The organism is Bartonella sp. MR110HLJHH, assembly GCF_042194225.1.
In the GTDB taxonomy this organism is placed as follows: Bacteria; Pseudomonadota; Alphaproteobacteria; order Rhizobiales; family Rhizobiaceae; genus Bartonella; species Bartonella grahamii.
Genome location: NZ_JBHIMQ010000007.1, coordinates 1 through 12,658, shown reverse-complemented (window position 1 = coordinate 12,658; position 12,658 = coordinate 1). Strand labels below are relative to the sequence as shown.

The window sequence follows — 12,658 nt, the reverse complement described above, 5'->3', positions numbered from 1 at the left end:
GTGATGTTATATTTAAATTATTCAGCAACTGCTTGGGTTGTCATATTTGTCAACATAGCCTTAGCCACTTCGTTATTACTAGACTTACGCTGCTCATCTACAATCAAATCATCACGAACTGCAGCAATACGACGGATTTGAGAAATCGTACCCCCCGTACCTGCTGGAATAAGACGACCGACAATAACGTTCTCTTTAAGTCCTTGCAAAGTATCAATTTTACCAGAAACTGCTGCTTCAGTAAGAACACGTGTTGTTTCCTGAAACGATGCCGCCGAAATGAAAGAAGGCGTTTGAAGAGAAGCTTTTGTAATTCCAAGAAGAATGGGATTACCAGAGGCAGGTTTCTTCCCTTCTGCAATCAAATTATCATTGATTTCATCAAGTTCAATACGATCAACATTATCACCTGGAATATAACCAGAATCTCCAGATTCAGTAATTTCAACTTTTTGCAACATTTGACGAACAATCACTTCAATGTGCTTGTCATTAATAAGAACTCCCTGCAAACGATAAACCTCCTGAATCTCATTAACAAGATAAGATGCCAAAGCTTCAACCCCCTTAATCGCCAAGATATCATGAGGTGCTGGATTACCATCAAGGATATAATCTCCCTTTTCAATTTGATCACCTTCTTGGAAGTGAAACAACTTACCTTTTGGAATCAAATATTCTACTGCCTCAAGAGTTTCATCATTTGGTTCAATAATGATACGACGTTTATTCTTATAACCACGGCCGAATCGAATCGTACCACTTACTTCAGCAATAATCGCATGATCCTTTGGACGACGCGCTTCAAAAAGCTCAGCCACACGTGGTAAACCACCCGTAATATCTTTCGTCTTGGCACTTTCCATTGGCAAACGAGCAATAACATCACCAGCCTTAACATGAGCACCAAGCTCAACAGAAAGAATAGTTTCCACTGACATCATATAACGCGCTTCACCTCCCTTATACAATTTAGCAATGGATTCACCTTCTTTATCTGCATGGATAATAATGGCTGGTTTAAGATCCGCACCACGTGGATTAGCGCGCCAATCAATCACCAAACGCTTCGTAATACCCGTAGATTCATCAGCTGTTTCAGTGACAGATAAACCATCAATCATATCTTCAAAACCCACATAGCCTTCAACTTCCGTTAAAATTGGACGTGTGTAAGGATCCCATTCTGCTATACGTTGGCCACGTTTAACCATATCACCATCATCAACAAAAATATGGGCACCATAGCTAACACGATGTACAACGCGCTCTTTTCCTAACTCATCCTTGATAAGGATAGCCATATTACGCCCCATCACCACCAAATGTCCTTCAGAGTTACGAACCACATTACGATTACGAATCTCCACCTTACCTTCATAAGATGCCTCTAAATAAGATGAATCAACAACCTGCGCAGTTCCTCCTAAGTGGAAAGTACGCATAGTAAGCTGTGTTCCCGGTTCACCAATGGATTGAGCAGCAATAACACCAACGGCTTCTCCCTGATTAACAGGTGTTCCACGCGCCAAATCACGACCATAGCATTTTGCACAAACACCAAGACGTGTTTCACATGTTAAAGCAGAACGAATTTGAACAGATTGAATTCCAGCTTCTTCAATCTTCGCGACATCAGCTTCCTCAATCATCGCTCCACCTTCAAGGATAACCTCTCCAGAGACAGGATGTAGAATATCAACAAGCGCTGTACGACCAAGAATCCTTTGCCCAAGGGAGGCAACAATTTGTCCTGCATCAACAATTGGCTGCATGGTAAGCCCTTTTGCGGTACCACAATCAACTGCTGAAATAATAGCATCCTGTGCAACATCAACAAGACGCCGTGTTAAATAACCAGAGTTCGCCGTCTTTAACGCAGTGTCAGCAAGTCCTTTGCGTGCACCATGCGTGGAATTGAAGTATTCATTAACAGTTAGACCTTCTTTAAAATTTGAAATAATGGGGGTTTCAATAATTTCACCCGATGGTTTTGCCATTAATCCACGCATACCGGCCAATTGTCTCATCTGGTTAGCAGAACCACGTGCCCCAGAATGCGACATCATATAGATCGAATTCATCGGCCGTTGACGACCTGTTTTAGGATCAAAATCGACGGCTTGAATACGTTTCATCATTTCATCTGCAACGCGATCTGTACATTTACCCCAAGCATCTACAACCTTATTGTATTTTTCACCTTGTGTAATCAAACCATCATTATATTGCTGTTCATACTCCTTAGCCAAAGCTTCTGTCTCTGCAACTAAACGCGGCTTACTATCAGGAATAACCATATCATCCTTACCGAATGAAATTCCTGCACGACAAGCATAAGAAAAGCCAAGCTGCATAATACGGTCGCAAAAAATAACCGTCTCTTTTTGTCCACAGTGCCGATAAACATGATCAATCATTTTAGAAATATTCTTTTTCGTCATTTCTTGATTGACAATATCAAATGAGATATCCGAATTTCTTGGCAAAAGCTCACCGATAATCAAACGACCAGGTGTCGTATCATAAAGTTTAGAAACTTCTTTTCCATCCTTCCCCATATTCTTAACACGGCCTTTAATCTTCGTATGAAGCGTTACAACCTTATTTTCCAAGGCATAATGAAGCTCACCTATGTCAGAAAAAGCCATTCCTTCACCTGGTTCTTTTTCAGAAACAATTGAAAGATAATAAAGACCAAGGACCATATCCTGTGAGGGAACAATAATTGGGGCACCATTGGCCGGATGAAGAATATTATTGGTCGACATCATCAAAACACGAGCTTCAAGCTGTGCTTCAAGAGAAAGCGGAACGTGAACCGCCATCTGATCTCCATCAAAATCCGCATTAAAAGCAGTACACACCAGTGGATGAAGTTGAATAGCTTTGCCTTCAATTAAGATAGGTTCAAAAGCCTGAATCCCCAAACGGTGCAATGTTGGCGCACGGTTGAGTAAAACAGGGTGTTCACGAATAACCTCATCCAAGATATCCCAAACTTCTGGATGTTCTTTTTCAACAAGCTTCTTTGCCTGCTTTACCGTTGATGAATAGCCTTTTGCATCAAGCCGCGCATAAATAAAAGGCTTAAACAATTCAAGAGCCATTTTTTTGGGAAGACCACATTGATGCAATTTTAATTCAGGACCCGTCACGATAACAGAACGCCCCGAGTAATCAACACGCTTCCCAAGTAAGTTCTGACGAAAACGTCCTTGCTTACCCTTCAACATATCTGATAGGGACTTGAGAGGACGTTTATTGGCTCCAGTAATCACACGCCCACGCCGTCCATTATCAAACAATGCATCAACAGCTTCTTGTACCATACGCTTTTCATTGCGCACGATAATTCCAGGAGCACGCAATTCAATCAGCCGTTTCAATCGGTTATTACGATTAATAACCCGCCGATAAAGATCATTCAGATCTGATGTCGCAAAACGCCCACCATCAAGCGGAACCAATGGACGCAAATCCGGTGGAATAACCGGAATTGTTTTCATAATCATCCACTCTGGTTTATTTCCAGATTCAAGAAAATTTTCAACGATTTTAAGTCGTTTAATCAGTTTTTTCTGCTTTAACTCTGAAGTTGTTTCAGCTAATTCGAGACGCAAATCATTGGCGATTTTATTTAACTCCATACCAGCTAAAAGCTCGTAAATAGCTTCAGCGCCAATCATAGCTGTAAACTGATCTTCTCCAAACTCATCAATAGCAAGCATATATTCTTCTTCAGAAAGAAGCTGATGGAGCTTAAGAGATGTCAATCCTGGTTCGGTTACAATATAATTCTCAAAATAAAGAACCCGCTCAATATCTTTTAAAGTTAAATCTAAAAGTGTAGAAATACGACCTGGTAATGATTTAAGAAACCATATATGCGCAACAGGTGCCGCAAGTTCAATATGCCCCATACGCTCACGACGTACGCGCGAAAGAGTAACCTCTACACCGCATTTTTCACAAATAATGCCCTTATACTTCATGCGTTTATATTTGCCACATAGACATTCATAGTCTTTAATAGGGCCAAATATACGTGCACAAAAAAGACCATCACGCTCTGGTTTAAAAGTCCTATAATTAATAGTCTCAGGCTTCTTAATCTCACCATACGACCAGGACAAAATTTTCTCAGGACTCGCAATAGAAATGCGAATAGAGTCAAATGTCTGCGCTGGCGCTTGAGGATTGAAAAGATTCATGACCTCGTGGTTCATGCTGTTCTCCTTCAAAGATTCTTAGAACCTGTTGTAATATCTCATTTTTTTATAACAGATCTTCTTTAAAATACATTTACTTTTAAAAATGACCTGTATAACCTTAATAAGGTTATTGAAACTCTTAAAGCAATCAGAGCGCAGTCTTTTTCTACTGCGCTCCTTGAATTATTATTCTGCTGTATCAGACAATGCCCGCTGTGCAATAAATTCGCGCGCATCATCAAGCTCCACATTAAGAGCAAGTGAGCGCATTTCTTTTACCAACACATTAAAGCTTTCGGGTATACCCGCCTCAAATGTATCATCACCACGCACAATTGCCTCATAGACTTTCGTTCGACCAGCCACATCATCTGATTTTACTGTTAGCATCTCCTGCAAAGTATATGCAGCACCATAAGCTTCAAGTGCCCAAACCTCCATTTCACCAAAACGCTGACCACCAAACTGTGCCTTACCTCCTAATGGCTGCTGCGTAACAAGTGAATAGGGACCAATAGAACGTGCATGAATCTTATCATCAACAAGGTGATGCAATTTCAACATGTAAATATATCCTACCGTTACTGGACGATCAAAAGGCTCTCCAGTACGACCATCATAAAGCGTAACCTGCCCTGAACTATCTAAGCCTGCGTCCTCCAGCATCATGTTAATATCAGACTCATGTGCTCCATCAAAAACAGGCGTTGCAATTGAAACCCCTTTCTTCATCTGTAATGCCAATTTGTAAAGGCTTTCATTATCATACTGACGGACTGGTTCATTTTGATTATCATCAGGCATAAGATTTTCAATACGCTGACGCAACGGCAATATATCCCCAGTCTCTTGATACAATTCTAACAAATCACCAATCTTCTTGCCCATCCCCGCACATGCCCAACCAAGATGCGTCTCAAGAATTTGTCCAACATTCATACGACTAGGCACACCAAGCGGATTCAAGACGATATCAGCATGAGTCCCATCTTCAAGAAATGGCATATCTTCTACGGGAAGAATACGTGAAACAACACCCTTATTCCCGTGACGTCCTGCCATCTTATCACCTGGTTGGATTTTGCGCTTCACAGCCACAAAAACCTTCACCATTTTCATGACACCAGGAGGCATTTCATCACCTCTTTGGACCTTTTCAACTTTATCCATAAAGCGACGTTGTAATGCTTCTTTTGATTCATCATATTGCTTGCGCAAAGCTTCAATTTCATTTTGAAGCTTTTCATCCTCAACAGCAAATTGCCACCACTGGGATCGTGGATAATGCCCCATTACTGTACTATCAAGCTTTTTGCTGCCCGAAAAGCCTTTCGGACCTTCTACAGCAACTTTACCTGTCAACATATCAGTAAGGCGCGCATAAACATTGCGATCAAGAATAGACTGCTCATCATCACGGTCTTTTGCTAAACGCTCAATTTCTTCACGCTCAATTGCCATCGCACGTTCATCTTTTTCCACGCCATGGCGATTAAAAACGCGAACTTCAACAACAGTACCAAAAGTTCCAGGAGGCATACGCATAGAAGTATCACGAACATCGGATGCCTTTTCCCCAAAAATTGCACGCAGAAGCTTTTCTTCCGGCGTCATGGGACTTTCACCTTTTGGGGTAATCTTTCCAACTAAAATATCACCTGGTTGAACTTCAGCACCAATATAAATAATGCCAGCTTCATCAAGATTTCTTAACGCTTCTTCCGCAACATTAGGAATGTCGCGCGTAATTTCCTCAGGCCCAAGTTTTGTATCGCGTGCTGCAACTTCAAATTCCTCAATATGAATTGAAGTAAAAACATCATCAGCAACAATGCGCTCGGATAACAAAATAGAATCTTCATAATTGTATCCATTCCAAGGCATAAAGGCTACGAGAACATTCCGCCCAAGAGCTAAATCACCAAGATCCGTGGATGGACCATCTGCAATGATATCACCTTTCTCTACCCTATCACCGACATGTACAAGAGGACGCTGATTAATACAAGTGGACTGATTAGAACGCTGAAATTTCTGTAGGCGGTAAATATCAACGCCTGATTTTGAAGGATCTAAATCTTCTGTTGCACGGATAACAATACGGGTAGCATCGACTTGATCAACAACACCACTACGTTTTGCACTCACAGCAGCTCCTGAATCGCGCGCAACAATGGCTTCCATTCCCGTCCCAACAAATGGCGCTTCAGCACGTACAAGAGGAACTGCCTGACGCTGCATGTTCGATCCCATAAGCGCACGATTCGCATCATCATTTTCCAAAAAAGGAATAAGCGCTGCTGCAACTGAAACCAACTGTTTTGGTGAAACATCCATCAAATCAACATGATCACGCGGCGCCATTAAAACTTCACCAGCATGACGGCAAACAACAAACTCTTCTGTAAAACGACCTTCACTATCTAATGACGAATTAGCTTGAGCGACATAATGCTTTGCTTCTTCCATCGCTGAAAGATAAATAACTTCTTTTGTGACTTTTCCATCAACAATTTTTCGATATGGGCTTTCAATAAAGCCATATTTGTTAACTCGCGCAAATGTTGCTAAGGAGTTAATCAGACCAATATTGGGGCCTTCTGGTGTTTCAATGGGACAAATACGACCATAATGCGTAGGATGTACGTCACGGACTTCAAAACCCGCACGTTCACGAGTCAAACCACCTGGACCAAGAGCAGAAAGACGGCGCTTATGGGTAATCTCCGACAATGGATTAGTTTGATCCATAAACTGCGACAATTGCGAAGACCCAAAAAACTCACGAACTGCTGCTGCAGCAGGCTTTGCATTGATCAAATCCTGTGGCATAACTGTATCAATTTCAACCGATGACATACGCTCTTTTATCGCACGCTCCATACGAAGAAGACCAATGCGATATTGATTTTCCATTAACTCCCCAACGGAACGAACGCGACGGTTGCCAAGATTATCAATATCATCAATTTCGCCACGACCATCACGCAATTCAACCAACATCTTAACAACAGCGAGAATATCCTCTTGGCGTAAAATGCGAACTGTATCTGGACAATCAAGATCCATACGCAAATTCATCTTAACACGCCCAACGGCTGAAAGATCATAACGCTCTGGATCAAAAAACAATGAATGGAACATTGCTTCTGCTGTATCGATTGTTGGGGGCTCACCTGGACGCATCACTCGGTAAATATCAAATAACGCATCCTGCCGACTTTCATTTTTATCCACCTTTAAAGTATTGCGGATATAAGCGCCAATATTCATGTGATCAATATCAAGGATATTGATTTGATCAGCACTAACATCAAGCAAAACTTTTAATACTTTTTCGTCAATTTCATCACCAGCTTCAAGGTAAATTTCACCTGTTTCGTAATTGACGATATCTTCGGCTAGATAACAACCTAATAAATCATCTTCACTAACTTTAACCGCTTTAAGTCCTTTTTCTGCCAAAGACTTCGCAGTACGAACTGTTAATTTTTTACCAGCCTCCGCGACGACTTCACCACTATCTGCATCTATAAGGTCAGAAATGAGCTTCATTCCTTTAAAGCGATCAACAGAATAAGGAACTCGCCATCCTTCTCCATCACGCTCATAAGGCACTTTATCATAAAACGTCGATAAAATATCTGACGCATCCATACCCAGTGCCATCAAAAGACTAGTAACAGGAATCTTGCGCCGTCGATCAATACGTGCATAAATGATGTCCTTAGCATCAAACTCAATATCAAGCCAAGAACCACGATACGGAATAACACGAGCAGCAAAAAGAAGCTTTCCTGATGAATGGGACTTTCCTTTATCATGGTCAAAAAAGACACCAGGAGAACGATGCATCTGCGAAACAATAACACGTTCCGTACCATTAACAATAAAGGTACCATTCGTCGTCATTAAAGGCATATCACCCATATAAACGCCTTGCTCTTTAATGTCTTTGATATCTTTGGAGCCAGTATCCTCATCAACATCAAAAACAATCAAACGTAATATGACCTTTAATGGGGCAGCATAAGTTAAATCACGTTGACGGCACTCCTCAACATCAAATTTCGGTAAATCAAATTCATAACCAACAAACTCAAGCATAGCTGTACCGGAAAAATCTGAAATAGGAAAAACCGATTTAAAAACAGCTTGCAAACCTTCATCTGGTCGTCCACCTTTCGGTTCCTCAACCATGAGAAACTGATCGTATGACGCTTTTTGAACCTCAATAAGATTCGGCATTTCTGCTACTTCAGGAATCTTACCAAAAAATTTGCGTACGCGCTTACGACCATTGAATTGAGACATCATTGCGTGAGTCTGAGCCATCGTCGCTCCTTGATCTTTACTCTTCAAGGTAGACCAACCTTGAAAGCCTTATATCATTAACCTGCATATGCAGACCAGTTCACTTGATACTCAATAATGAGCATCTTTAACTTTCCCCATCAACATAAGCCATTTATCTTTTTGACTCTATGATGAAGGGACGGATAGTGCAAACCTATCCCATTATTGTTACGAAACCGTTGGGAAAAGTTTTTTTTACTCATTATTTTTCCTCTTTGTATTAAGAGAAAGAAAATCGGCGAACATAAATGCCCGCCGATAAAATTAAATTTACTTAAGTTCTACTTTAGCACCAGCAGCTTCAAGTTGAGATTTAATTTTTTCTGCTTCTTCTTTAGAAGCACCCTCTTTAATAGGCTTAGGTGCCCCTTCAACCAGATCTTTAGCTTCTTTAAGACCAAGTCCAGTAAGAGCACGAACTTCCTTAATAACATTAATTTTTTGCGCGCCACCTTCAACAAGAATAACATCAAATTCTGTTTTTTCTTCAGCAGCTGGAGCAGCAGCACCAGCAACAGCAGCGACAGCTACAGGAGCAGCAGCCGAAACTCCCCACTTCTCTTCAAGTAACTTAGAAAGCTCAGCGGCTTCCAAAAGGGTTAGATTAGAAAGGTCTTCTACGATCTTCTCTAGATCAGCCATTTTTAAATTCCTTCAATTAAAAGATTTGAACCATTATTAAATCTTATCCAAAAAAACAGAAAAGCATTAAAGCCCTTCCATAAACGTGAATACAAACAGCCTTAAGCCGCCTTATCCTTCTGGGCATATGCTCCAATGACACGTGCAACCTGACCAGCAGGAGCATTAACAACCTGTGCAATACGGGTCGCAGGGGTAGAAATCATACCCACAAGTTTTGCACGCAACTCGTTTAATGAAGGCAATGAAGCCAATGACTTCACAGCATCTACAGTTAAACTTGTTGCACCCATTGAACCGCCAAGGATGACAAATTTGTCATTGCTTTTCGCAAAATCAACAGCAACTTTCGGTGCTGTGATTGGATCTTCTGAATAAGCAATAAGTGTTTGTCCAGTAAACAAACCCACTATCGATTCAGATTCCGTGCCCTGAAGAGCGATTTTAGCAAGACGGTTTTTGGCGACTTTAACGGCACCGCCAGCTTCACCCATTTTCGAACGTAGATCATTCATCTGTGAAACTGTCAGACCGGAATAATGTGCAACAACAACAGAACCAGACTTTCGAAAAGCCTCGTTAAGCCATGTAACAAATTCGCGTTTCTCCGCTCTATTCACTGTCTCTCTCCATTTAACAGATTTGCTTAAAACAAACCTGTTGGTTACCTTTGATAACATAAAATACTTCATGTCACCGATGAGGATCCTGTCCCCTTTTTCACGCATAACGATCAAAGGCAACCTTGGCTCAAACCCTTTAAGTCTTTTAACTCTCAGTTTTTACCCCAGTCTCATGCAGGTTTTTTTTGATTAAGATACTTAAAAGCATCACCTACAATCTCGGACAGGATATTCCGGAATTTCTTCCGGTATAACCTAAGCCCTATAAAGCTTAGATAGCTAAATGCTGATCAAAACCAGCATTTTAAATACAATTTTGATATTCACATACCCCAAAATAAAATTATAAATCAGCTTACACTAGCTCTGAACGAACCGTTGCTGGATCAACTTTAACACCAATTCCCATAGTCGAAGAAACAGCAACGCGCTTAATATACTCACCTTTTGCACCTTGCGGTTTGGCTTTAATAACTGCACTTGCAAAGGCCTTTATATTTTCTACGATTTTTTCAACACCAAAAGAAGCCTTACCAATACCAGCATGCACAATACCAGCTTTTTCCACACGAAACTCAACAGCACCACCTTTAGAAGCTTTGACAGCACCGGCAACATCAAGTGTTACAGTACCAACTTTCGGATTCGGCATCAAACTCCGCGGACCAAGAATCTTACCAAGACGACCAACAAGAGGCATCATGTCTGGTGTTGCAATACAACGATCGAAGTCTATAGTCCCTCCATTAATGCTTTCAAACAAATCTTCAGCCCCTACAATATCAGCTCCTGCCGCCTTAGCTTCCTCAGCCTTATCCCCACGAGCAAAAACGGCAACACGAATATTTCTTCCTGTTCCATTAGGCAAATGAGCAACTCCTCGAACCATTTGATCAGCATGACGAGGATCAACACCCAAGTTCATTGAAATTTCGATTGTTTCATCAAACTTAGCAACCGCACGCTCCTTAACCATTGAAACGGCATCTTTTAAAGCGTAAAGTTCATTAAAATCAATATCTTTTCGGATATTTTTTATTCTTTTTGCTACTTTTGCCATAATATTAGCCCACCACTTCCAAGCCCATCGAGCGAGCAGAACCTTCAACCATACGCATTGCTGCCTCAATGTCATTCGCATTAAGATCTTTCATTTTTGATTCCGCAATCGAACGAATTTTATCGCGAGAAATGCTTCCTACAGACACTTTACCAGGCTCTTTTGAACCAGATTTCAGGTTTGCTTCCTTCTTTAAAAAGAATGATACAGGAGGCGTCTTGAGAGAAAATGTGAAAGACTTATCTTGGTAATACGTAATAACAACTGGAATCGGTGCTCCCTTTTCCATTTCTTGTGTAGCTGCATTAAACGCCTTACAAAATTCCATGATATTAATACCGCGTTGCCCAAGAGCTGGACCAATCGGTGGAGATGGAGTAGCAGCTCCTGCAGGAACCTGCAACTTAAGCTGACCTATACTTTTTTTTGCCATAACAATCTGCCTTTAATTTCACTGGTATACTGACAATTTATCTTGCCCATTACCCGCCGCAGTCACGTGGTTCGGATCATTAAGCCGACAAAAGCCATAAATCACCTCCCACTCCTTCCTTAAAGTAATTAAAACTACTCTAAGTTTAATCAGAGTTTTTCAACCTGACCAAATTCCAAATCAACAGGCGTAGGACGCCCAAAAATAAGCACTTCAACCTTAAGACGAGAGCGCTCTTCTTCAACCTCTTGAACAATTCCATTAAACGAAACAAAAGGACCATCAGCAACACGAACCTGCTCTCCAACCTCAAACAATACAGAAGACTTTGGAGACTCAACCCTTTCTTGAACTTGTTTGAGAATTTGCTCAACCTCTCGATCAGAAATGGGAACAGGACGCGCATCCGATCCTAAAAAACCTGTCACTTTAGGCGTATTCTTAATAAGATGATAAACTTCATCTGTTAACTCAGCACGAACAAGAACATAACCAGGAAAAAATTTCCGCTCAGCATCAACTTTACGTCCACGACGAACCTCTACAACACGCTCTGTTGGAACAAAAATCTTTTCAAAAAGATGATCAAGTCCTTTTTGCTTTGCTTCCTTATCAATAGCTTCCGCTACTTTCTTTTCAAAATTTGAATATGCCTGAACAATATACCAACGAGCTGCCACAGTCACACTTCCTTACATTCTCAACTAAAAAGATATTTCAGAAGATCAATAACCCGCCAAACACCAAAATTCATAACCTGATCCACAATAAAAAAGAAAGCTGAAGCCAACGCAGTTACCAACAAAACCATAACAGTAGAAATAACCGTCTCACGACGTGTAGGCCATTTCACTTTAATTGTTTCTGCATAAACCTGCTTCAAAAAGGTAATCGGATTGGTTTTAGATGCCATCGTCACACTATACTCTCTCTAGCCCTATTGTGTTTTATACAAAAAAATAAACAGAAAGAAATGCAAAAGCCAACTTTCAGACTTATGCAATTTCCTCACTTTTTATTCAATACCGTTTCATACACAAAAAAACAAGCCCTATATCAAAAAAAGCGAAAAAGGCAGCAAAATCCACTCCCTTATATGTAAAATTCTATTCCCCTTTGGCAGGGGCAGCAGGACTTGAACCCGCGACCTGCGGTTTTGGAGACCGCCGCTCTACCAACTGAGCTATACCCCTAACTCTCAAAACTAAAACACTTTTAACATCCCTTTAACAAGCATTATTTATTCAATGATCTTAGAGACGATACCGGCACCAACAGTACGACCACCTTCACGAATAGCAAAACGAAGCTTCTCTTCCATCGCTATCGG

General features: G+C 41.0%; 8 protein-coding genes, 1 tRNA gene and 1 pseudogene. All 10 read right to left on the bottom strand.

Features of this window, described 5'->3' with window-relative positions:
- Window positions 1-17: 17 nt before the first annotated feature.
- Window positions 18-4,229 carry a DNA-directed RNA polymerase subunit beta' gene (gene rpoC / locus ACFIKB_RS05320; protein WP_375652981.1) on the bottom strand — a complete coding sequence of 1,404 codons (4,212 nt, stop codon included), beginning with the start codon at window positions 4,227-4,229 and terminating at the stop codon, window positions 18-20.
- 171 nt (window positions 4,230-4,400) lie between these two features.
- Entirely contained in the window at window positions 4,401-8,549 is a 4,149-nt protein-coding gene (gene rpoB, locus ACFIKB_RS05315; protein ID WP_375636245.1) for a DNA-directed RNA polymerase subunit beta, read from the bottom strand.
- 291 nt (window positions 8,550-8,840) lie between these two features.
- Window positions 8,841-9,212, bottom strand: coding sequence for a 50S ribosomal protein L7/L12 (gene rplL / locus ACFIKB_RS05310; RefSeq protein ID WP_012755028.1), 372 nt, complete (start codon window positions 9,210-9,212; stop codon window positions 8,841-8,843).
- 101 nt (window positions 9,213-9,313) lie between these two features.
- A complete protein-coding gene (gene rplJ / locus ACFIKB_RS05305; protein ID WP_375636243.1) occupies window positions 9,314-9,832 on the bottom strand; it encodes a 50S ribosomal protein L10 in 519 nt (172 codons plus the stop codon).
- A gap of 358 nt (window positions 9,833-10,190) precedes the next feature.
- Window positions 10,191-10,895, bottom strand: coding sequence for a 50S ribosomal protein L1 (rplA, locus tag ACFIKB_RS05300; protein WP_375636241.1), 705 nt, complete (start codon window positions 10,893-10,895; stop codon window positions 10,191-10,193).
- Between the two features lie 4 nt (window positions 10,896-10,899).
- Window positions 10,900-11,328, bottom strand: coding sequence for a 50S ribosomal protein L11 (rplK, locus tag ACFIKB_RS05295; protein WP_273723157.1), 429 nt, complete (start codon window positions 11,326-11,328; stop codon window positions 10,900-10,902).
- A gap of 149 nt (window positions 11,329-11,477) precedes the next feature.
- Window positions 11,478-12,008, bottom strand: a complete 531-nt coding sequence (gene nusG, locus ACFIKB_RS05290) for a transcription termination/antitermination protein NusG (protein WP_012755024.1) — start codon at window positions 12,006-12,008, stop codon at window positions 11,478-11,480.
- Window positions 12,009-12,028: 20 nt separating this feature from the next.
- Complete coding sequence (gene secE / locus ACFIKB_RS05285) at window positions 12,029-12,241, bottom strand: preprotein translocase subunit SecE (RefSeq protein ID WP_375636240.1); 213 nt, start codon at window positions 12,239-12,241, stop codon at window positions 12,029-12,031.
- Window positions 12,242-12,445: 204 nt separating this feature from the next.
- Window positions 12,446-12,521 (bottom strand) — tRNA-Trp (locus tag ACFIKB_RS05280).
- 47 nt (window positions 12,522-12,568) lie between these two features.
- Window positions 12,569-12,658 (bottom strand): annotated as a pseudogene (locus tag ACFIKB_RS05275) (elongation factor Tu); the annotation flags it as partial.

Coding starts and splice junctions, on each gene's coding strand:
- rplL (WP_012755028.1), bottom strand. CDS start 9,212: ATGGCTGATCTAGAGAAGATCGTAGAAGACCTTTCTAATCTAACCCTT.
- rpoB (WP_375636245.1), bottom strand. CDS start 8,549: ATGGCTCAGACTCACGCAATGATGTCTCAATTCAATGGTCGTAAGCGC.
- rpoC (WP_375652981.1), bottom strand. CDS start 4,229: ATGAACCACGAGGTCATGAATCTTTTCAATCCTCAAGCGCCAGCGCAG.
- rplA (WP_375636241.1), bottom strand. CDS start 10,895: ATGGCAAAAGTAGCAAAAAGAATAAAAAATATCCGAAAAGATATTGAT.
- rplK (WP_273723157.1), bottom strand. CDS start 11,328: ATGGCAAAAAAAAGTATAGGTCAGCTTAAGTTGCAGGTTCCTGCAGGA.
- secE (WP_375636240.1), bottom strand. CDS start 12,241: ATGGCATCTAAAACCAATCCGATTACCTTTTTGAAGCAGGTTTATGCA.